General features: G+C 70.5%; 19 protein-coding genes. 10 read left to right on the forward strand and 9 right to left on the reverse strand.

Annotated elements, in window-relative coordinates:
- Window positions 1-147 precede the first annotated feature (147 nt).
- From AMY39116_RS0321010 to AMY39116_RS0321030, 5 genes are all read left to right on the forward strand, one after another.
- Entirely contained in the window at window positions 148-876 is a 729-nt protein-coding gene (locus AMY39116_RS0321010) for an amino acid ABC transporter ATP-binding protein (protein WP_193354374.1), read from the forward strand.
- 57 nt (window positions 877-933) lie between these two features.
- Window positions 934-1,845: a glutamate ABC transporter substrate-binding protein gene (locus AMY39116_RS0321015; RefSeq protein WP_020419607.1), complete on the forward strand. Its 912-nt coding sequence runs from the start codon at window positions 934-936 to the stop codon at window positions 1,843-1,845.
- Window positions 1,846-1,931: 86 nt separating this feature from the next.
- The gene (locus AMY39116_RS0321020) at window positions 1,932-2,579 is read left to right on the forward strand and encodes an amino acid ABC transporter permease (protein WP_020419608.1); all 648 of its coding nucleotides are present in this window, start codon (window positions 1,932-1,934) and stop codon (window positions 2,577-2,579) included.
- The gene (locus AMY39116_RS0321025; RefSeq protein ID WP_020419609.1) at window positions 2,576-3,436 is read left to right on the forward strand and encodes an amino acid ABC transporter permease; all 861 of its coding nucleotides are present in this window, start codon (window positions 2,576-2,578) and stop codon (window positions 3,434-3,436) included. Before AMY39116_RS0321020 ends, AMY39116_RS0321025 begins: the two co-directional genes overlap by 4 nt.
- Before the next feature lie 123 nt (window positions 3,437-3,559).
- The gene (locus tag AMY39116_RS0321030) at window positions 3,560-4,966 is read left to right on the forward strand and encodes a hypothetical protein (protein ID WP_020419610.1); all 1,407 of its coding nucleotides are present in this window, start codon (window positions 3,560-3,562) and stop codon (window positions 4,964-4,966) included.
- Between the two features lie 5 nt (window positions 4,967-4,971).
- Here AMY39116_RS0321030 and AMY39116_RS0321035 read toward each other — a convergent pair whose 3' ends face one another.
- Genes AMY39116_RS0321035 through AMY39116_RS0321055 form a run of 5 tightly spaced genes read right to left on the reverse strand, consistent with a single transcriptional unit; the run spans window position 4,972 to window position 10,509 of the window.
- Window positions 4,972-6,363, reverse strand: coding sequence for a glycogen debranching protein (locus AMY39116_RS0321035; protein ID WP_020419611.1), 1,392 nt, complete (start codon window positions 6,361-6,363; stop codon window positions 4,972-4,974).
- Window positions 6,364-7,440 (reverse strand): ABC transporter ATP-binding protein, encoded by a 1,077-nt coding sequence (locus AMY39116_RS0321040; RefSeq protein WP_020419612.1) that lies wholly within the window; start codon window positions 7,438-7,440, stop codon window positions 6,364-6,366.
- Between the two features lie 9 nt (window positions 7,441-7,449).
- Window positions 7,450-8,298 (reverse strand): carbohydrate ABC transporter permease, encoded by an 849-nt coding sequence (locus AMY39116_RS0321045; RefSeq protein ID WP_020419613.1) that lies wholly within the window; start codon window positions 8,296-8,298, stop codon window positions 7,450-7,452.
- The gene (locus tag AMY39116_RS0321050; RefSeq protein WP_020419614.1) at window positions 8,295-9,188 is read right to left on the reverse strand and encodes a carbohydrate ABC transporter permease; all 894 of its coding nucleotides are present in this window, start codon (window positions 9,186-9,188) and stop codon (window positions 8,295-8,297) included. Before AMY39116_RS0321050 ends, AMY39116_RS0321045 begins: the two co-directional genes overlap by 4 nt.
- A 1-nt stretch (window position 9,189) precedes the next feature.
- On the reverse strand, window positions 9,190-10,509 hold the full coding sequence (locus AMY39116_RS0321055) for an ABC transporter substrate-binding protein (protein WP_020419615.1): 1,320 nt from the start codon (window positions 10,507-10,509) through the stop codon (window positions 9,190-9,192).
- 78 nt (window positions 10,510-10,587) lie between these two features.
- Here AMY39116_RS0321055 and AMY39116_RS0321060 point away from each other — a divergent pair, with 78 nt between their 5' ends.
- Window positions 10,588-11,751 carry an ROK family transcriptional regulator gene (locus tag AMY39116_RS0321060; RefSeq protein ID WP_020419616.1) on the forward strand — a complete coding sequence of 388 codons (1,164 nt, stop codon included), beginning with the start codon at window positions 10,588-10,590 and terminating at the stop codon, window positions 11,749-11,751.
- 16 nt (window positions 11,752-11,767) lie between these two features.
- Window positions 11,768-13,480 carry a P-loop NTPase fold protein gene (locus tag AMY39116_RS0321065; RefSeq protein WP_020419617.1) on the forward strand — a complete coding sequence of 571 codons (1,713 nt, stop codon included), beginning with the start codon at window positions 11,768-11,770 and terminating at the stop codon, window positions 13,478-13,480.
- On the opposite strand, the gene AMY39116_RS0321070 is transcribed toward AMY39116_RS0321065, so the two are convergent.
- From AMY39116_RS0321070 to AMY39116_RS0321085, 4 genes are read right to left on the reverse strand one after another with little or no spacing between them, the layout of a single operon-like run.
- Window positions 13,481-14,236 carry a succinate dehydrogenase/fumarate reductase iron-sulfur subunit gene (locus AMY39116_RS0321070; protein ID WP_020419618.1) on the reverse strand — a complete coding sequence of 252 codons (756 nt, stop codon included), beginning with the start codon at window positions 14,234-14,236 and terminating at the stop codon, window positions 13,481-13,483.
- On the reverse strand, window positions 14,233-16,143 hold the full coding sequence (locus AMY39116_RS0321075; protein ID WP_020419619.1) for a fumarate reductase/succinate dehydrogenase flavoprotein subunit: 1,911 nt from the start codon (window positions 16,141-16,143) through the stop codon (window positions 14,233-14,235). The genes AMY39116_RS0321070 and AMY39116_RS0321075 overlap by 4 nt, the downstream gene beginning before the upstream one ends.
- 38 nt (window positions 16,144-16,181) lie before the next feature.
- The gene (locus tag AMY39116_RS0321080; RefSeq protein WP_020419620.1) at window positions 16,182-16,988 is read right to left on the reverse strand and encodes a hypothetical protein; all 807 of its coding nucleotides are present in this window, start codon (window positions 16,986-16,988) and stop codon (window positions 16,182-16,184) included.
- Complete coding sequence (locus AMY39116_RS0321085) at window positions 16,985-17,275, reverse strand: hypothetical protein (protein WP_017983947.1); 291 nt, start codon at window positions 17,273-17,275, stop codon at window positions 16,985-16,987. Before AMY39116_RS0321085 ends, AMY39116_RS0321080 begins: the two co-directional genes overlap by 4 nt.
- Window positions 17,276-17,510: 235 nt before the next feature.
- On the opposite strand from AMY39116_RS0321085, the gene edd reads away from it, so the two are divergent.
- From edd to AMY39116_RS0321100, 3 genes are all read left to right on the forward strand, one after another.
- On the forward strand, window positions 17,511-19,379 hold the full coding sequence (edd, locus tag AMY39116_RS0321090; protein ID WP_020419621.1) for a phosphogluconate dehydratase: 1,869 nt from the start codon (window positions 17,511-17,513) through the stop codon (window positions 19,377-19,379).
- An 8-nt stretch (window positions 19,380-19,387) separates the two neighbouring features.
- The gene (gene eda / locus AMY39116_RS0321095) at window positions 19,388-20,011 is read left to right on the forward strand and encodes a bifunctional 4-hydroxy-2-oxoglutarate aldolase/2-dehydro-3-deoxy-phosphogluconate aldolase (protein ID WP_027936108.1); all 624 of its coding nucleotides are present in this window, start codon (window positions 19,388-19,390) and stop codon (window positions 20,009-20,011) included.
- Between the two features lie 121 nt (window positions 20,012-20,132).
- Window positions 20,133-21,569 carry a lipase maturation factor family protein gene (locus tag AMY39116_RS0321100; RefSeq protein ID WP_020419623.1) on the forward strand — a complete coding sequence of 479 codons (1,437 nt, stop codon included), beginning with the start codon at window positions 20,133-20,135 and terminating at the stop codon, window positions 21,567-21,569.
- The last annotated feature ends 6 nt before the right edge of the window (window positions 21,570-21,575 follow it).

Here is a 21,575-nt window from a genome sequence, read left to right on the forward strand (position 1 = left end):
TCACCGTGCGTCCGGAACCGGCCAAAACGGATGACACCTAGGTTGCGTTTGATTCGATTTACGGGCGCGGGGGCGCGTCACGGTGTTAGATCGCCGAGTGAGCCTGGCTATGGAGGGCAGATGAGCACAGCTACGTCAGCACCAGCGATGATCAGGGCTGCGGGCGTGAACAAGTTCTTCGGTGACCTGCACGTGCTCAAGGACATCAACCTCGAGGTGCCCAAGGGCCAGGTCGTCGTGGTGCTCGGCCCGTCCGGGTCCGGCAAGTCGACGCTGTGCCGCGCGATCAACCGGCTGGAGCCGATCAACTCCGGCGAGATCGAGGTGGACGGCCAGCCGCTGCCCGCGGAGGGCAAGGCCCTGGCCGCGCTGCGCGCCGAGGTCGGCATGGTGTTCCAGTCGTTCAACCTGTTCGCGCACAAGACCATCGTCGAGAACGTGATGCTCGCGCCGGTGAAGGTCCGCAAGATCGGGCAGGACGAGGCGCGCAAGACCGCGATGCAGCTGCTGGACCGGGTGGGCATCGCGAACCAGGCGCAGAAGTACCCGGCTCAGCTGTCGGGCGGTCAGCAGCAGCGTGCGGCGATCGCGCGGGCGCTGGCGATGAAGCCGAAGGTGATGCTGTTCGACGAGCCCACCTCGGCGCTGGACCCGGAGATGGTCCAGGAGGTTCTGGACACCATGACCGGGCTGGCCAAGGAAGGCATGACGATGCTCGTGGTCACGCACGAGATGGGCTTCGCCCGTCGCGCGGCGAACCGCGTGGTGTTCATGTCCGACGGGGAGATCGTCGAGGACGCGTCGCCGGACGAGTTCTTCACCAAGCCGAAGTCGGACCGCGCCAAGGACTTCCTCGGCAAGATCCTGACGCACTAGTTGAGTTCCCGCGGCGCCCGGCAGGCGCCGCTCGATCCCGGGAGAACAGGAATCCAGATGAAGATCCGCACCCTGGCAGCGGGCCTGCTGGTCGGCGCCCTGACGCTGACCGCTTGTGGCAAGGAGGGGACCCCCTCCGGCGGCACCGGGGACACCGGAACCGACGCCGCCGCGCTGCCCACCTACACGGTGGCCCAGAACGTGGACGTGGCCGGCTCGCCGACCTTCGCCAAGATCAAGGGCGCAGGCAAGCTGACCATCGGCGTGAAGGACGACCAGCCGGGCCTGGGCCTGAAGGACCCGACGACCGGCAAGTTCCAGGGCTTCGACATCGAGATCGCGAAGATGGTCGCCGCGGGCCTCGGCTTCGACGAGAGCAAGATCACCTTCACCACGGTCGACTCGGCCGCGCGTGAGGCCGCGATCACCAACGGCAACGTCGACTACTACGTCGGCACCTACACCATCACCGACAAGCGCAAGGGCCAGGTCTCCTTCGCCGGCCCGTACTTCATGGCCGGGCAGGACCTGCTGGTGCGCAAGGACGACACCTCGATCACCGGCCCGGAGACCCTGAAGGGCAAGAAGGTCTGCTCGGTGACCGGGTCGACCCCGATCCAGCGCGTGCGCGACCAGCAGCTGACCGAGCCCGCGAACATCGTGGAGTTCCAGAAGTACTCGCAGTGCGTCGAGAAGCTGATCACCAAGGAGGTGGACGCCGTCACCACCGACGACGCCATCCTCAAGGGCTTCGCCGCGCAGGACCCGGACAACCTGAAGGTCGTCGGCAAGACGTTCTCGCAGGAGCCGTACGGCATCGGCCTGCCCCGTGACGACGCCGCGCTGCGCGGCAAGGTGGACGACCTGCTGCAGGCCGCCATCGACGACGGCACCTGGCAGAAGATCTACGACGCCACCCTCGGCAAGTCCGGCTCGGCCGCGACGCCGCCGGCGATCCAGCGCTACTGACACTCCTCTGTGGCCGGTGAGCGCGAGCGCGCTCACCGGCCACACCCGTTTCCACCCATCAATCGAACCGCGGCGGGGAAGGCCCGATGGACGTCCTGCTCGACAACTTGGACCTCTACGGTCCGTTCTTCTGGACCACGATCAAGCTGTTCCTGATATCCGGTGTGGCGAGCCTGATCTTCGGCACGTTCCTGGCCGGCCTGCGGGTCAGCCCGGTCCCGGTGTTCCGCGCCGTCGGCGCCACCTACGTGACACTGCTCCGCAACACCCCGCTGACGCTGGTGTTCGTGTTCCTGGTGTTCGCCTACCCGCTGCTCGACATCCTCGACCTGAGCTACTTCACCGCCGCGGTCGTGTCGCTGACGCTCTACACCTCGGCGTTCATCTGCGAGGTCGTCCGCTCGGGCATCAACACCGTCCCCGTCGGCCAGGCCGAGGCCGCCCGCGCGCTGGGTCTGACCTTCACCCAGATCCTCGGCCAGATCGTGCTGCCGCAGGCCATCCGCTCGGTGGTGCCGCCGCTGATGAGCATGCTCATCGCGTTGCTGAAGAACACCACCATCGCCGCCGGGTTCTCCGTCGCCGAAGCGGGCGCGATCCGGCAGTACCTGTCCGAGCGCGGTGACAACCAGCTGGTCGGCCTGCTGTGGGTCGCCCTCGGGTTCATCATCCTGGTCGCGGTCCTGTCGTTCATCCAGCGGACCCTCGAGAAGCGCTGGAGCGTGGCGCGATGAGCAACGTCCTGTTCGACGTCCCCGGTCCCAAGGCGCGTGCCCGCCACCGGGTGCTGGCCGTGGTCGGCAGCCTGATCGTGGCCGCGGTGATCGCCTACATCATCTGGCGCTTCATCGACAGCGGCCAGTTCTCCGCGCGGCGCTGGGAGTGGCTCCAGTACGCCCAGGTCCAGCGCGACCTCGTGGACGCGTTGCTGGCCACGTTGCAGGCCTTCGCGCTCGGCGCGGTCCTGGCGCTGGTGTTCGGCGCGATCTTCGCGGCCGGGCGGCTGTCCGACCACGCGTGGGTGCGCGGCGTCTCCACCGCCGTCGTCGAGTTCTTCCGCGCCATCCCGCTGCTGATCCTGATGTTCCTCTTCTACTACGGCGCACCGGTGCTGGGCGTGTCCCTGCCGCCGTTCGCCGCCGTGGTGCTGGGCCTGACCCTGTACAACGGGTCGGTGCTGGCGGAGGTCTTCCGCGCCGGCATCCTGGCGCTGCCGAGGGGCCAGAGCGAGGCGGCGTACGCGCTGGGCATGCGCAAGACGCAGGTGATGACGCTCGTCCTGATCCCGCAGGCGGTCCGGTCGATGCTGCCGACCATCATCAGCCAGCTCGTGGTGCTGCTCAAGGACACCGCGCTCGGGTTCCTGGTCACCTACCCCGAGCTGCTGTACTACGCCCGCTACATCGGCTCGCAGGGCACCTTCGGCCGCCCGATCGTGCCGTCCACGCTGGTGGTCGCGGCGATGTACATCGCGTTGTGCCTGCTGCTCACCGCGCTGGCGAACTACATCGAACGCCGCCAGCGGCGCAGCAAGAAGCACGTGGAAGTCCAGCGCCCGCCGACGACGGAGGACGTCGTGGGCGTGGCCTGAACCAGGCGGGAACGAGGGGCGTGACGGCTGCCGCCACGCCCCTCTTTTCGTTTCCGCACCGTCACCGCCGTGCCCGCGGATAACATGGATCATCCGCTGGTCCTGGCCGGGAAGTGACGCCACATGGGAAACCACCTCGAAACGTTCGCCAAGATCATCGGCAAGCTGAAGACGCCGCTCACGCTCGCCGGCCTGGCCGTGGTGATCCTCTACCTGCTCTACCAGCAGGTGCTCAACCTCAGCGTGTTGTCCCCGCTGCAGGGCAACGAGACGTTCACGCTGGTCGATTCGATCGTGTCGAAGGTGTTCTGGCTGGCCGTGGTGGCCGTGGTGTTCGGGTTCGCCGGATTCGTGCTCACCGCGCTGCTCCCGCGCCGCACCCGGCCCAAGCAGGCGGTGGTGTCCCTGGTGGGCACCGCGCTCGACCCGGAACTGTCCAGTCCGGCCGCCAACCCGCCCACGGACAACCGGTACGAGGTGCTCGAGCAGAAGTTCGAGGTCGGCGCGATCGACTGCAAGTTCGTCAACCGCGGGGACGCGACGGCGTTCCTCGATTCCTTCTCGGTGCTCGTCAAGGGCGTCACCGTCGACCGGGCGCCGGTGTTGTCCTACAGCTACGCAGTGCGAGGCCAGTCCGTGGTCGTCTCGGCGCGCAACGCGGGCTGGGGTGCGGCCAGGCGGATGCGCCTGCGGCTCGTCGACCCGGTTCTGCCGGACCTGTTCCCCGCGCAGTCGGAGGTGACGGTTCCCGTCGTGGAGCCGGGGGCGACGGTTCCGGTGCTCCGCCTCGACCCGGACCCCGCCATCGCCGGCGCGATCGGCGACCTCAGGCGACGGCGGGCGGAGTTCCTGGGCAACGTCGCCGAAGCGATGCAGCGGGAGGACGACTCGATCCGCGCGTCGGCAGACTTCCGGACATTGCTGTCCCACCACGAGCGCTGGCACGTCGGCGAGTACTTCGAGAACCTCCCCCGCGGTGACAGCCCGCGCCAGCAGTGGCACCTCCGCTACGTCGGCGCTCTCCCGGAGACGGCGGCGGTGCCGGTCGGCATCACCGTGACGGGGAGCTACGAAACCGAGGACGGGAACTCCCACGAGATCACCCGCACCGACGTGCGGTGCGCAATCGACGAACCGGTCTCGCCGGGGGTGCTCTGGCTCGGCGACCACGGGTTCTCCTACGAGTTCCACGAGGTCAGCCACAACGCGGTACCCCCGTCCACGGTGCACGCGGTGGTGCTCGACGCGGAGCCCGGACAGCGGCGGGACTACGCGTTGTCCAGGGCGATCGAACCCGGCGGTGTGGAGCGCTTCCACGTCGCGCTCGCCTCCGTCAAGTCGGCCACGTACGAGATCGCCCTGGGCTTCCGCGTCGACGGGCGCGAGCACATCTGGTCGAAACCGATGCCGGTCCGGCTGGAGCGCCTGCACGGCTCCGCTCTGCCGGACAACTTGACCGACGGCGCGTCCTTCGAGGTGCGGGACGGCCGCCTCGTCCTCGGCGGCCGCCGGACGTCGCCCTGGTGGTGACCGCGTCAGTCGGCGTCGGCGCAGAGCCAGTCCAGCACCACGGCCGCCGTCCAGCTCTGGTCGGTGCTGCCCAGCGGTTCGCCGGTGAAGGGCTCGTAATACTCGCCGAACGCGCCGTCGTCGGTCAGCCGCAGTCCGGCCTCCCGCAGCTTGCGAGCCCGCTCGTGCCAGCCGCGGCGCTCGAAGGCCCACCCGAACAGCCAGTTCACCACCGGCCACTGTGGACCGCGCCAGTACTGGCGCGGGTTGAAGCCCGGCCGCATCGGTGACACCGACGGCGGCACTGGCGCCAGCAGGCCGGGGTGGCCGCACCAGCGGTCGCTGTCCAGCAGCGACAGCAGGCGCAACTGGACCTCGTCCGGCGCGCCGCCGCACAGCAGCGGCGCGAACCCGGCGATCGTCTGCGTGTCGAGCCACCGGTTGGCGCGCAGGTCCCGGTCGCGGGCCATGCCGGACACCGCGTGGCAGCTCGCCGCCACCGCGTCCCGTGCCCGCGACGCCCACAGCGCCAGATCCGCGAGCTTGTCCTCGGCCTGGCCGAACTCCGTGCCCAGCTCGATCAGCACGTCGCAGGACACCGCGAACAGCGCGGTGATGAACACGTCGCCGACCAGGAAGCTGGAGCGGCGCACGATCTCCTTCTGGTCGTAGCCCGCGCGGCGCATCTCCTCGATGAGCCACAGGTAGCGGTCGTACTCCTTGTCGGTCGGCCGCTCGCTCGGATCGCCGATGACGCGCACGTCCTTGCGCACGTACGGCGGCAGCTCGTCGCCCGGGTTGACCGCCGCGTAGGGCACGTCCCAGCGCGGCGAGTTGTCCATTCCGGACTCCCACCCGTGCACGATCGCGATCAGCCCGCTCGACCCCGGGGTGCGGTACTCGACGAGCCAGCGGTGCCAGGAGTACAGCCTGGGCCAGATCGAGCGGGCGAACCGCTCGGCGTCGGCGCGGTCCTCCGGCGAGGACGTGCGCGCGATCTCCAGCATCCGCTGCACCGCGATCGCGTGCACCGGCGGCTGGCAGATGCCCGAGGTGCGCACGTCGCGCGGCCCGTCGACCGCCGTGTCGGTGCCCCAGCGGTCCGGGCCCGGGAAGTACGCGTCGTCGTCGGTGAAGACGATGTGCGGCACCATCCCGTTGCGCCACTGCGCCTTGAACAGGGTCTCCAGCTCGGCGACCGCGCGCGGCAGGTCGAGCCGGGCCAGGCCGATCGAGATGAACGCGGCGTCCCAGCTCCACATGTGCGGGTAGAGCCGCGGCGCCGCGGTGATCACGGCACCGGTGTCGTTGTCCCTCAGCACTCGTGCGGCCCGCGCGGCCAGGGTGGGCCTGGCGTAGCGGACCGGTCTTCTGCCGCCGGCGGCTCCTTCGCAGGGACTGGTGACGTCGACGGTCATCTACTTCGCCTCCAACAGGAGCTGGGTTTCGGGGTCGTACCACCGGCACTGCTCCGGTGGCAGGCCCAGCGTCAGGGTCTGGCCGGGCTCGGCGCGGAAACCAGCCGCGGCCTGCACTTTCAGCACCTGCCCGCACAACTCCGTGGTGAGCAGCGTCGAGGAGCCCAGCGGCTCGTACACCTGCACCTCGCAGCGCAGGCCGTCCGCGCCGGGCGCCACCGTGATCGACTCCGGCCGGATGCCGAGCCGCAACTCCTTGCCCCCGAACGTCTTCAGCGCGCCCGGGACCGGCAGCGTCTGGCCGCCGAAGTCGATCCGCGAGCCGTCGTCGCTGACGGTGCCGGTGAGGAAGTTCATCGGCGGGCTGCCGAGGAAGCCACCGACGAACTCGTCCGCGGGCTCGGTGTAGACGGCGACCGGGTCGCCGCACTGGGCGATGCGGCCGTCGCGCATGACGGCGACCCGGTCGCCCAGCGACAGCGCCTCGACCTGGTCGTGCGTCACGTACAGGGTGGTCACGCCGATCTCGTTGACCAGCTTCTTCAGCTCCGCGCGGAAGGACAGCCGCAGCAGGGCGTCCAGGTTGGACAGCGGCTCGTCCATCAGCAGCACGTCGGCGTCCATCACGATCGCCCGCGCCACCGCGACGCGCTGCCGCTGGCCGCCGGACAGCTTCGCCGGGTACCGGTCCAGGTAGGGCGTGAGCTGCAGCAGCTCCGCGGCCCACTCGACCTTCTTGCGCACCTCGTCCGCGGGCACGCCGTGCACCCGCAGGCCGAAGCCGATGTTGTCGGCGACCTTCTTGTTGGGGAACACCGCGTAGGACTGGAACACCATGGACAGGTTGCGCCGCCGCGGTTCCAGGTAGGTGACGTCCCGGCCCCCGATCACGATCTGCCCGGCGTCCGGGGTCTCCAGCCCGGCGACCATCCGCAGCAGCGTGGTCTTGCCGCAGCCGGACGGGCCGAGCAGGACCATGAACTCGCCGTCGGCCACCTCCAGCGACACCTCGTCGGTGGCGCGGGCGGTGCCGCCCGGGTAGGTCTTCACGAGCTCGTGCAAGACGACCTCAGCCATTGCGCTCCCTCATCGCAGCGTGGTCCCCCACATGTTCACCAGGTACCGGCGCATCACGAAGATGAACACCAGCGCGGGCAGGATCAGCGCGAAGCCGCCGGCGAACCGGTAGGCCTGCGGCGCCTCCCCGAGCGAGGCCAGCACCTGGGCGGGCAGCGTCCGGTGCCCGAGCGTGATCACGGCGGCGCCGAGGATCTCGTTCCAGGACAACACGAACGTGAAGATCGAGGACGCGGCCAGACCCGGCAACGCCATCGGGAACACGACCCGGCGCGCCGCCTCGAACCGGCTGCAGCCGAACACCTGCGCCGCTTCCTCCACGTCGGTGGGCACCGAGACGAAGATGCTCGCGCTGATCAGCACGGTGGTCGGCATCGCGAGCGTGGTGTGCAGCAGCGTCACCGAGAACACCGTGTCGTAGACGCCGGTGTTCAGGAACATCGTCGCCAGCGGCACGGACAGCACCACGATCGGCAGCGCGCGGGCCAGGAGCATGAACACCTGGTAGGCGTCCTTGCCGCGGAACACCTGCCGCGCCAGCGCGTACCCGGCGGGCGCGCCGACCAGCAGCGACAGCACCACCGTGTAGACGCCGACGAGCAGCGAGTTGCCCAGCGCCGGGATGGTGCCGGTGGCCTGGACGAACGCCAGCAGCGTGTCCCCGGAGAACCCGCTCGGGATCAGCGGTTTCGGGAACTCCAGCAGCGCCTGCGGCGAGGACACCGCGGCCAGGCCGATCAGGACCATCGGCACGAGCATGAACAGGCTGATCAGGATGCACGCGACCTGGACGGCGACCGCGCGGCGACGGCGGCGACGCAGCGGCGTCCGGTCGATCGGGGGCAGGGTCGTGGTCACTTGGCCGCCTCCTGCTGCCGCATGGTGCGCAGGTAGAACAACGCCGTCGCCAGGGACAGCGCCAGCACGACGAGCGCCGCGGCGCTGGCGACCGCCGGGTTCTGCAGGTTCACGTACCACTGGTAGGTCTCCCCGACCAGCAGCGGGAAGTCCCGGCCGGTGAGGGCCTGCGCCACCGCGAACGCCTGCAGCGCCAGGATCGTGCGCAGGATCAGCGCCACCTGCAGGCTCGGCTTGAGCTGCGGCAGGGTCACGTGCCACAGCCGCTGCCAGGCGCTCGCGCCGAACACCTGCGCGGCCTCGTCGAAGTCCTTGGGCACCATCTGGATGCCGGCCACGACGATGACGAACACCAGCGACGTGGCGCGCCAGATCTCCGCGATCACCACGGCCAGCAGCATCGTGCCGGTGTTGGTGTAGGTCAGCCACTGCACGCCGGTGTCCGAGACGCCCCACGACACCAGCAGCGAGTTCAGGTAACCGCGGCTGTCGAACACCGACAGCCACACCAGGCCGGCGGCCAGCTCGGACACCGCGAGCGGGATGGTCCACAGGTAGAAGTGGCCGGACAGGAACTTCGGCCGGGCCTGCACGAGCAGCGCCATCGCGACGGCCAGCACGAGCTGGACCGGCACCACGATGACGATCAGCAGCAGGGTGTTGCGCAGCGCCCGCAGGAAGTACGGGTCGCCGAAGAGCCGCTCCCACGCGGCGAGCGTGAAGCCGGAATCGTCGGTGAACGCGGAGATCAGCGCCTGGATCACCGGCCAGCCGAACAGGGCCAGCATGAAGACGATCGACGGCGCGAGCAGCAGCCACGGCGAGCCGGACAGGCGGCGGCGCTTCGCCACCGGGGTCTGGACCGGCGCGGGTGCGGTGGTCACGGCCATGTCAGCCCACCTCGCAACGCTCGGACGGCGGATCGGGCGCCCAGCACGGCACCTTCAGGTCGTCGAACACCTTCTGCAGCACCCGCGCCTGACTGTCCAAAGTCGACTGGATGTCGGCGCCGCCGAGGACGATCGCCTGGAACGAGTCCTTGAACGCCTTGGTGACCTCGCCCTCGCGGGTGCCGAGGCCGACCGGCAGCAGCGACAGGACCGAGCCCGGCGCGTCCCGCTGGCGCTGCACCGCGCCGGCCTCCATCTGCAGCGCGGGCGGCAGATCCGCGGGGATCTGCGCGTCGACGACCGGGAAGAACCCGTTCGAGCGCAGCAGCCCGACCTGCGCCTGCGGGGTCGACAGGGCCTGGATCACCTGCTCGGCCTGGCGGCGGTCGGTGCTGCCCTTCGGGATCGCGAGACCGAGCACGACGGCCATGTAGCCGAGGCCGCGGGGGCCGCGCGGCGCGGGCAGCATGCGCCACCGCCGCGGCTCGTCGCCGGGCGCGGAGACCAGGCGCGCGACGTGGTCCCAGCCGACTTTCACCGCACCGGCCTGCAGCGGCTCCTGCATGAAGTCGTAGGTGGTGCTGGACGGGCTGGTGTTGGCCCACAGCTCCTTGAGGTACTGCCACGCGGTGACGGCCTCCGGCGAGCGGAAGGTGGTGATCTGGCCGCCGGTGAACGAGGGCAGCAGGTAGCCCTGCAGGAACCGGTGGATGAGCCCCTTCGGCCCGCACGGCAGGCCCAGCACCGGCTGGTTGCCGTTGGCGCGGCGGGCGGCGATGGCCCAGTCCAGGAGCTGGTCGTAGGTCAGCGTCTCCGGGTCGGCGCCCGGCGGCAGGTGCGCCAGCGCGTCCTCGTGCGCGGCGAGCACGAAGCTGGCCTGCGCCCACGGGACGTACCAGGACTGCTGAGTGCCCGCCCTGGCCAGCGCCCGGAACTCCTCGGGAATCCCCTGGCCGGACGGCACCGCGGAGACGTCTTCGAGGTACTCCCCCGCGAGTGGCGCGAGGTCGCTGTGCGAGCCGCCGAGCAGGCCGACCTGGGTGCGCCCGGCGCCGACCTGGCTCTGCACCTGGCTGGCGAACGGGCCTTCTTCAATCGTGACGTAGCTCACCGAGCCCGGGACCGCGCCGGCCAGGAACGAGCGGAAGCGCTCGGCCTCGGCGACCGGCCGGAACTGCGTGGACAGGAAGACCATGCCGCCGCCGCCCGTGGTCGCGAAGCCGACGCACCCGGCGGCCGTGGACGCGGCGCCGGCCAGGAAAAGACCCCGGAGGACGGTACGACGGGTGGGGCCGCTGCCGGTCAGGCGGGCCGCGCGCATTCTTTTCCACCCCAGATTTCGCCGTCTACACTTCTGTCAGGTCATTGAACATAAGTCCTCGCGGGAGACCCTGTCAACATGCCCCCGGCACGCACCGGCTCGCCCACCTCGCCGGGCCACATCCTCGCGATCCTGCGCAGCGAGGGGCCGCTGACGCGGCAGCAACTGCAGGATCGGACCGGTCTGTCCCGCCCGACCCTGGTCGAGCGGCTCGACGTGCTGCAGCGGCTGAAGCTGCTGCGGCAGGTCGGGCACCGGGCCTCCAGCGGCGGCCGTCCCGCCGAGATGCTCACCGCCGACGACGTGGGCCGCACCGCGCTGGTGGGCGACATCGGCCAGCGGCACGCGACGATCGCCGTGGTCGACCTGCGCGGGACCGTGTTCGGCCAGGTCCACCGCCCGTTGCCGGTGGGGCACCGGCCCGCGGAAACGCTGTCCTTCCTGCTGGAGACGGGCCGCAAGCTGCTGGCCGAGGCCGGGCGCGCGGACAGCCTGTGCGCGTTCGGGCTGAGCGTGCCGGGGCAGATCGACCACGAGGCCGGCACGACGATCGCGCCGCCGTCGATGTCAGAGTGGCTCGGGGTGCGGTTGCGCGACACCTTCGCCGACGCGCTGTCGGTGCCGGTGTTCCTGGAGAACGACGCGAACGCGCTGGCGTTCGGCGCGTACTGCGACATGGACCGGCCACGGGCGGCGCTGGTCGGGGTGAAGGTCGGCACCGGGATCGGCGCGGGCATGGTGATCTCGGGACGGGTGCACCGCGGCGAGACCGGGTGCGCGGGCGAGGTGGGGCACATCCGCATCGAGGGGTCCGACCTGCGCTGCGACTGCGGGCGGCGGGGCTGTGTTTCGGCGATCGCGAGCGGGCAGGCGGTGATCCGGACGCTGCGGCCGACGGGCGTGCGCAGCGCCGACGACGTGCTGCGCCGGGTGCGTGCCGGACACCCCGAGGCGGTCCGCGTGACGCGCGAGGCCGGCCGTCTGGTGGGTACCGTGCTGGCGACCGTGGTGACCATCGTGAACCCGCGCTACCTGCGGGTGGGCGGGGCGATCGGGGTGCTGCCGCCGTTCCTGGAGGGGCTGAGCGAGGTGGTGCTGGCAGGCGCGCACACGAGCTCGCTGGACGGCCTCGACATCGGGCCCTGCACGATCGGGGTCAACACCACGCTGACCGGCGTGGCCGGCCTCGTCGCGGACGAGGTGCTGGACCCGGCCGCGGTCGACGCGATGGCGTCGCGGTGACCGGTATAAACCAGGGGTGACCGCTTTCGACGACGACGGGTTCACCGTCACCGAGCCGCCCGGGGGCTACTCGGTCCTCAACGACTCCCCTGTCGGCGAGGGCGGCAACACCGACCTCCTGGAGTCGACGGTCATCGCGGGCAACCTCGCGGAGCTGATCCTCGCCTCCCGGGACGCGGCGCCGTTCACCGTCACCGTCGACGCCGGGTGGGGCATGGGCAAGAGCAGCCTGCTGCGCGGCCTCGACACCGCGTTGAGCGCGGACCCGGCGGTCAGCACGGTGTGGTTCAACGCCTGGACCGCCGAGCGCGCGGGCGCCGTCGAGGGCCTGATCAAGTCCGTGCTGCTGAGCTTCGACCGCAACGTGGTGCGGCGCGTCATCCGCGGCGCGTTACGGCGCACGCACGTCGTCGGCGGGCTGCGCGCCGCCTCGCTCGTCGTGTCCAGCGTCTTCGGGCTCGGCCAGGTGGTGGATGCGGTCTGGCGCGCGCTGAGCGTGGACGCCAAGGCGCGCAACGAGATCAACACGGTCGTCCGGGAGATGGCGGCCGACTGGCTGGAGCGGGGCGGCGGCTCCGGGCAGCGCCTGCTCGTGGTCTTCGTCGACGACCTCGACCGCTGCTCGGACGAGCGGATCTTCGAGGTCTGCGAGGCGATCAAGCTCTACCTGGACTCGCCGGGGATCGTGTTCGTGCTGGCCTGCGACCAGGCCGTGCTCTGGCGCGCCGTCGGCCACGACGACCCCGGCACCGGCGTGCGGTACCTGGAGAAGATCATCCAGGTCAGCTACCCCGTGCCGCCGCCGAGCGAGGCGCTGGCGCGGAAACTGGTGGACGGTTACGTGAGCCGTTCCGGCACCGCGCACCTCTTCGACGACGCCATGAAGAGGCTCCTGATCGAGCGCACCGGCCGCAACCCGCGGCGCATCAAGCGGTTGATCAACAGCTTCGTGCTGGAGCACCACCTCGGCCGCGGCAGCGACGACCTGGACGCGGCGACGCTGGTCAAGGTCGTCCTGCTCCGGCACTTCTACCCCGAGTTCCACACCATGGTCGCGCTCGAAGGACCCGCGCTGATCACCCGCTTCCTGGACTACCACGACTTCCGCGAACACGTCCGGCGCGGCGCGGAGCTGGACCCGGCCGCCCGGGACCGGCTGTTCGCGGCCACCGGCGTCACGCCGGCGGGCACCGCCGCCGACCTGGACAGCGTCACCCAGGAACTGCCCGTCGGCTTCCCGGAACTGGCCATGGACAAGGAGTTCGTCGAACTGGTGCGCAGCCTGCCGCGGGACGGGCGGTGGCTGCGCCGCCCCCTGCACACCGGCGCGCGGGCCCACGGCGCGCCCCCGGCCGGGTCACTGCTCGGCATGCGGGTGCTGTGGATCGACGACAACCCGGCGGACACCGGATCGCTGCCCGACCTGTTCCGCGCGGCCGGCGCCCGCGTCGAGACCGCCACGAACCGGGACGAGGCCATGGCGACGCTCACCCGGCTGAACCCGACGGTGATCATCTCCGACGTCAGCCGGGACGGCGATCCGCAGGCCGGGTTCACCGACCTGCGCCACCTGCGTGAGCACGGGAACTACACCGGGCCCGCGTTCTTCTACTGCGGGCAGGTGACGCCGTCCCGCCTGCAGAAGGCCAGGGAGGTGGGCGCGGACGGGATCACCACCTCGCCGCGCGAGCTGGCCGCCTGGTTGTCCGCCCTCGCGGACGAGGGGTGATCAGTCCGCCTTCCGCCGGAAGATCTTGCTGCCCAGCCAGACCACCGGGTCGTAGCGGCGGTCCACCACGCGCTCCTTCATCGGGATCAGCGCGTTGTCGGTGATGTAAATGTTCTCCGGGCAGACCTCGGTGCAGCACTTCGTGATGTTGCAGTACCCGAGCCCGTGCTCGTCCTGCGCCGCGTGGCGGCGGTCGGCCACGTCGAGCGGGTGCATCTCCAGCTCGGCGATCCGCATCAGGAACCGCGGCCCGGCGAAGTTCTCCTTGTTCTCCTCGTGGTCGCGGATCACGTGGCAGGTGTTCTGGCACAGGAAGCACTCGATGCACTTGCGGAACTCCTGCGAGCGCTCCACGTCGACCTGCTTCATCCGGTACTCGCCCGGTTTCAGGTCGGCCGGCGGGGTGAACGCGGGGATCTCCCGCGCCTTCGTGTAGTTGTACGAGACGTCCGTGACGAGGTCGCGGATCACCGGGAACGTCCGCATCGGCGTCACGGTGACGACCTCGTCCTCGGCGAACACCGACATCCGCGTCATGCACAGCAGCCGCGGGCGGCCGTTGATCTCCGCCGAGCACGACCCGCACTTGCCCGCCTTGCAGTTCCACCGCACCGCCAGGTCCGAGCACTGCGTGGCCTGCAGCCGGTGGATGATGTCGAGCACGACCTCGCCCTCGTTGACCTCGACGGTGAAGTCCTGCAGCCCGCCGCTGTTCGCGTCCCCGCGCCAGACCCGGAACGAAGCCTTGTAGCTCATGCCCGCCTCCCCGGGTGGTCGGCCAGCTCTTCGTCGGTGTAGTACTTCTCCAGCTCGCTGAGCTCGAACAGCTCCAGCAGCTCGGGCCGCATCGGCTCCTGGTCCTTCGGCGTGACCGTGACCTCCAGCGCCAGCGGATCGTCCCCGGACGCGCTGCACACGAGCAGCTTGTTGCGCCAGTGGGAATCCATCCGCGGGTAGTCGTCGCGGGTGTGCCCGCCACGGCTTTCGGTGCGCATCAGCGCGGCCCGCGCTACGCACTCGCTGACCAGCAGCATGTTCCGCAGGTCGACGGCCAGGTGCCAGCCCGGGTTGAACTGCCGGTGCCCCTCGACGGTGACGTTGCGGATCCGCTTCTTGATCTCGTCCAGCTTGGCCAGCGCCTGCTCGATCTCCTCGGCCTTGCGGATGATCCCGACCAGGTCGTTCATCGACTGCTGCAGCTCGTTGTGCAGTGTGTACGGGTTCTCCTCGACGCCTTCGGCAGGCGGGTCGAACGGCACCAGCGCGGTCCGGGCCGCCTTGTCGACATCGGACTGCGCGACCGCGGGACGGGTCTCCAGACCCTCCACATAGGACGCGGCGCCGAGACCAGCGCGACGGCCGAACACCAGCAGGTCCGACAGCGAGTTGCCGCCCAGCCGGTTCGACCCGTGCATCCCGCCGGAACACTCCCCGGCGGCGAACAGGCCGCGCACGCTCGACGCGGCCGTGTCCGGGTCGACCTCGATGCCGCCCATCACGTAGTGGCAGGTCGGGCCGACCTCCATCGGCTCGGCGGTGATGTCCACATCGGCCAGTTCCTTGAACTGGTGGTACATCGAGGGCAGCCGCCTGCGGATCTCCTCGGGCGTGAGCCGGCTGGCGATGTCCAGGAACACCCCGCCGTGCGGCGAACCGCGGCCCGCCTTGACCTCCGAGTTGATCGCCCGCGCCACCTCGTCGCGCGGCAGCAGGTCCGGCGTGCGGCGGTTGTTCTCCTGGTCGGTGTACCAGCGGTCGGCCTCCTCCTCGGAGTCGGCGTACTGGCCCTTGAACACGTCCGGCACGTAGTCGAACATGAACCGCTTGCCCTCGGAGTTCTTCAGCACGCCGCCGTCACCGCGCACGCCCTCGGTGACCAGGATGCCCTTCACGCTCGGCGGCCACACCATGCCCGTCGGGTGGAACTGGACGAACTCCATGTTGATCAGGTCCGCCCCGGCGCGCAGCGCGAGCGCGTGCCCGTCACCGGTGTACTCCCAGGAGTTCGAGGTGACCTTGAAGGACTTGCCGATGCCGCCGGTCGCGAGCACCACGGCCGGCGTCTCGAACAGGATGAACCGGCCGCTCTCGCGCCAGTACCCGAACGCGCCCGCGATGCGGTCGCCGTCCTTGAGCAGCTCGGTGATCGTGCACTCGGCGAAGACCTTCAGCTTGGCCTCGTAGTCGCCGAACTCGCGCAGGTCCTCCTGCTGCAGCGAGACGATCTTCTGCTGCATGGTGCGGATCAGTTCCAGCCCGGTGCGGTCGCCGACGTGCGCCAGCCGCGGGTAGGTGTGCCCGCCGAAGTTGCGCTGGCTGATCCGCCCGTCCGCGGTGCGGTCGAACAACGCGCCGTAGGTCTCCAGCTCCCAGACCCGGTCCGGCGCCTCCTTCGCGTGCAGCTCCGCCATGCGCCAGTTGTTGAGGAACTTGCCGCCGCGCATGGTGTCCCGGAAGTGCACCTGCCAGCTGTCCCGCTCGTTCGCGTTGCCCATCGCGGCGGCACACCCGCCCTCGGCCATGACCGTGTGCGCCTTGCCGAACAGCGACTTGCACACCACCGCCACCGACAGCCCGCGCTGCCGCGCCTCGATCACCGCTCGCAGACCGGCGCCGCCCGCGCCGATCACCACCACGTCATAGCTGTGCCGCTCGACTTCCATCGCCTGCCACCTAGTCCTTGGAGTCCTTGACGTCCTTGTCAGTCCACGAAACGCAGATCGGGGATGGCGCCGCTCGCCACGAGCATCACGTAGAGGTCCGTGACGACGAGCGTCCCCAGGGTGATCCAGGCCAGCAGCATGTGCCGGTTGTTGAGCTTGGTGACCTGGGTCCAGAGCCAGTACCGCACCGGGTGGCGGGAGAAGTGTTTCAGCCGCCCGCCGACCACGTGGCGGCACGAGTGGCAGGACAGGGTGTAGGCCCAGAGCATGATCACGTTGCCGAGCAGCACCAGGTTGCCCAGCCCGAAGCCGAACCCGCCGGTCTCGCCGTGGAACGCGACGATCGCGTCGTAGGTGTTGATCACCGAGATCAGCACCGCCACGTAGAAGAAGTAGCGGTGGGCGTTCTGCAGGATCAGCGGCAGCCGGGTCTCGCCCGTGTACTTGCCGTGCGGTTCAGCGACCGCGCACGCAGGCGGCGAGAACCACACTGACCGGTAGTAGGCCTTGCGGTAGTAGTAGCAGGTCAGCCGGAAGCCGAGCAGGAACGGCAGCGACAGGAACGCCAGCGGGATCCAGCCCGGCAGCTCCCCGAACGGCGTGCCGAAGTGGGCCGACCCCGGCACGCAGGAGTCGCTCAGGCACGGCGAGTAGAACGGCGTCAGGTAGCCGTACTCCGGCACGTAGTAGGCGGTGCGGACGAACGAGCGGATGCCCGCGTAGATGACGAACGTGGCCAGGCCGAGCGTGGTGAACAGCGGCGGCACCCACCACCGGTCGGTGCGCAGGGTGCGTGCGGTGATCCGGGCGCGCCCGCTAGCGGCGTTGGTAGCGGGCGCGCTCACCGCTGGTCACGGTGGTATCCGCCGACCCCTTCGTCGTCGGCCCCCTGCCACAGGGCCGGGTCGTACGGGCCGTCGGGGATCTTCACGACGGCCGAGGGGTCCAGCGGCTTGGGCTGGACCGGGACGCTGGGCTGCTCCAGGTCGCTCGCGTCGATGTCCAGGCGGTCGACGTCGTTGGCGAGGCGGCGGACCGCGGAGGCGTCACCGTAGCGCGATCGCAGGGCGCCGACGCACTGCTTGAGCTGCCCGATCGTGCGGCGGAGTTCGGCGAGTTCGGTGGTGGTCATGACTACCTCCGGTCAGTTCGGCGGCGAGCCGGGGCTGGTACCGACTCTGCCGTTCGGCGTGCAATGTGACAAGTAGCACACAGTAGGTTGATGTTGTGATCGGGGTCACCTGAAACGATCTTCTTTATCGATTTTGATCCGGCCGATCCGGCAGCTACTGTGTCCACTGTCACGACCGTGCGACGCCAGCGAAGTCGTCAGCCGGACCAGCCGACGAGTTCCAGGTGGTTCTCCCGTGCGAAAAGCCCGAACACCCGTCCACCCCGTCGTCGAGGAAGTCACCGAGCGCATCGCCGCGCGCAGTGCCGCCACCCGCAGCGCCTACCTGGCGCGCATGGCCGCCGCCCGCGCCGAGGGGCCCGCCAGGGCCGGCCTCGCGTGCAGCAACCTCGCCCACGGCTTCGCCGCGTGCGGCGGCGAAGACCGCATCGCCCTGCGTGGGCTGCGCAAGCCCGGCATCGCGATCGTGTCCGCCTACAACGACCTGCTCTCCGCGCACCAGCCGCTGGACGAGTTCCCGGCGTGGATCAAGGACGCCGCGCGCGAGGCCGGCGGGGTCGCCCAGTTCGCCGGCGGCGTGCCCGCCATGTGCGACGGCATCACCCAGGGCCGCGCCGGGATGGAGCTGTCCCTGTTCAGCCGCGAGGTCATCGCGATGGCGACCGGCATCGCCCTGTCGCACGAGATGTTCGACGGCGCGCTGCTGCTCGGCGTGTGCGACAAGATCGTGCCCGGCCTGCTGATCGGCGCGCTGGCCTTCGGGCACCTGCCCGCGATCCTGGTCCCGGCCGGGCCGATGACGTCGGGACTGCCGAACAAGGAGAAGGCGCGCGTGCGGCAGCTCTACGCCGAGGGCCGCGCGACCCGGGAGGACCTGCTGGCGGCCGAGTCGGCGTCGTACCACTCGGCGGGCACCTGCACGTTCTACGGCACCGCGAACTCCAACCAGCTGGTCGTCGAGGTGATGGGCCTGCACCTGCCCGGCGCGAGCTTCGTGCACCCGGGCACGCCGCTGCGCCGCGCGCTGACCGAAGAGGCCGCGCGACGGGTGGTCGCGTTGTCGCGGGAGGCCGGGTACACGCCGCTGGCCGAGGTGATCAGCGAGCGTTCGGTGGTCAACGGTGTGGTGTCGCTGCTGGCCACCGGCGGGTCGACCAACCACACGATGCACCTGGTCGCCATCGCCGCGGCGGCCGGGATCGAGCTGACCTGGGACGACTTCGCCGACCTGTCGTCGGTGGTGCCGCTGCTGGCCAGCGTCTACCCGAACGGCAGCGCGGACATCAACCACTTCCACGCCGCGGGCGGGGTGCAGGTACTCATCGGCTCGCTGCTGGACGCCGGGCTGCTGCACGAGGACGTCCGCACGGTGGCCGGGGACGGGCTGTCGCGGTACCGGTCGGAGCCGGTGCTGGAAGACGGCTCGCTGACCTGGCGCGAGGTGCCGGCGCGCAGCCTGGACGAGGACGTGCTGCGACCGGTGGACAACCCGTTCGCGCCCGACGGCGGGCTGCGGATGCTGTCCGGCAGGCTCGGGCGCGCGGTGATGAAGGTGTCAGCGGTCGCGCCCGAGCACCGCGTGGTGCGGGCGCCCGCGCGGGTGTTCACCTCGCAGGAGGGCTTCACCGAGGCGTTCCGGGCCGGTGAGCTGGACCGGGACGTGGTCGTGGTGATCCGCAACCAGGGGCCGCAGGCGAACGGCATGCCGGAGTTGCACGGCCTGACGCCCGCACTGGGCGTGCTGATGGACCGCGGGCACCGGGTCGCGCTGGTCACCGACGGCCGGATGTCGGGCGCGTCGGGCAAGATCCCGGCCGCGATCCAGGTGACGCCGGAGGCCGCGGCGGGTGGTCCGCTGGCGCGGGTCGCCGACGGTGACGAGGTCGTGGTCGACGCGGTCGCCGGGCGGCTGGACGTGCTGGTGGACGAGGTCACGCTGGCGGCCCGGCCGCTGCGGGACGCGCCGCCGGATGAGGCATCCTGGGTCGGCACCGGCCGGGAGTTGTTCACCGCGCTGCGCCGCGCGGTCGGGCCGGCCGATCAGGGAGCCGGCGTGTTCGGGCCGATGACCCCGGGGCACTTCGGTGCGCCCGCGCGAGTGTGAGGAGAGACGTGAAGACAGGGCATGACGTGCTCGAGTTGTCGCCGGTGCTGCCGGTGGTCGTGGTGGACGACGCCGCGGACGCCGTGCCGCTGGCGAAGGCGCTGGTCGCGGGCGGGATCCGGGCGATCGAGCTGACGCTGCGGACGCCGGCCGGGCTGGCCGCGATCGAGCGGGTCGCGGCCGAGGTGCCGGAGATCGTGGTCGGCGCGGGCACCGTGGTGACGCCGGAGCAGGCTCGCCAGGCGGCGGACGCGGGTTCGGCGTTCCTGGTGACGCCGGGCTGCACGGACCGGTTGCTGGAGGCCGTGTCCGGGACGGGGTTGCCGTTCCTGCCCGGCGTGAGCACCGTCTCGGAGGCGATGCGCGTCGCCGAACACGGCATCACCGCGCTGAAGTTCTTCCCGGCGGAGGCCAGCGGAGGGGTCGCGTACCTGAAGGCGCTCGGTGGGCCGTTGCCGCAGCTGCGGTTCTGCCCTACGGGTGGTGTCACGGTGCAGAACGCGCCGTCCTACTTCGCACTGTCCACAGTGGGCTGCGTCGGCGGAACCTGGCTGACCCCGAAGGACGCTGTGCGGGCCGGCGATTTCGGGCGGATCGAGCAGCTGGCGCGCGAGGCCGCGGCGCTGCGCTGAACGGTTTCGCGACCGCCGCCCGTGGGGGGCGCGGGCGGCGGTCGCGAATTCAGCTCCCGATTGGGGGCCGGGCCGCCCGGGTACTAGCCTCACGGCACTCGTCTGGCGAGGGGAGATCGCCGTGGGATGGGAGTGGCTCGCCGATCCGGGTTACTGGGCGCCCCGGCTGCTGTTCCAGCGGGCGCTCGCCGCGATCTACCTCGTCGCGTTCCTGGGCGCCGCCCTCCAGTTCCGGCCGTTGATCGGCGAGCGGGGCCTGCTGCCGGTGCCCCGGTTCACCCGCCGCGTGCCGTTCCGCCGCGCGCCCAGCCTGTTCCACTGGCGCTACTCGGACCGGCTGTTCGCGGGCGTCGCGTGGACCGGCGTCGTCATCTCGGCCGCGCTCGTCCTCGGCCTGTTCGACCACACCCCCGTATGGGCGACCATGCTGGCGTGGCTGGTGCCGTGGCTGCTGTACCAGTCGATCGTCAACATGGGCCAGATCTGGTACTCGTTCGGCTGGGAGTCGCTGCTGCTCGAGGCCGGGTTCCTGGCGATCTTCCTCGGCCCGGCCGACACCGCGCCGCCCGTGCTCGTGCTGTGGCTGCTGCGCTGGGTGCTGTTCCGGCTCGAATTCGGCGCCGGGCTGATCAAGATGCGCGGCGACGCGTGCTGGCGCGACCTGACCTGCCTCTACCACCACCACGAAACCCAGCCGATGCCCGGGCCGCTGAGCTGGCACTTCCACCACCTGCCCAAGCCCCTGCACAAGGTCGAGGCCGCGGCCAGCCACTTCACCCAGCTCGTGGTGCCGTTCGCGCTCTTCGCCCCGCAACCCGCCGCGAGCGCGGCCGCGCTGCTGATGATCCTCACCCAGCTGTGGCTGGTCGCCAGCGGGAACTTCTCCTGGCTGAACTTCCTCACCATCGCCATCGCGCTGTCCGTTGTGGACATCATCCCGGCGCCGGTGCCGGAACTGGCCCCACCGCCGGTGTGGCAGCACGTTCTCGTGATCGGGCTGACCGTGCTCGTCGCGGTGCTCAGCTATCGCCCGGCGCGCAACCTCGTGTCGCGCGAGCAGGTGATGAACACCAGCTTCGACCGGCTGCACCTGGTCAACACCTACGGCGCGTTCGGCAGCGTCACCAAGGTGCGGCACGAGATCGTCATCGAGGCGACCGACGATCCCGCGCCCGACGAGAACACGGTGTGGCGCGAGTACGAGTTCAAGGGCAAGCCCGGCGACCCGCGGCGGCGGCCACCGCAGTTCGCGCCCTACCACCTGCGGCTGGACTGGCTGATGTGGTTCGCCGCGCTGTCCACCCGGTACGCCGAATCGTGGCTGCCCGGTCTGGCGGAGAAGCTGCTGGCGGCGGATCCGGGCACGCTGAAGCTGTTGCGGCGCGACCCGTTCGACGGCAGGCGGCCGGCCTACCTGCGGACGCGGCTCTACCGGTACCGCTTCACGACCCCGCGCGAGCGCAGGGAGACTGGGGCGTGGTGGGTGCGTGAACCGCGGGGCCCGGTGCTGCCGACCACGAAGCTCGGGCCGCACGGCGCGGTGGTCGCCGTCGACTGAGGAGGA

The organism is Amycolatopsis sp. ATCC 39116, assembly GCF_000231075.2.
In the GTDB taxonomy this organism is placed as follows: Bacteria; Actinomycetota; Actinomycetes; order Mycobacteriales; family Pseudonocardiaceae; genus Amycolatopsis_E; species Amycolatopsis_E tucumanensis.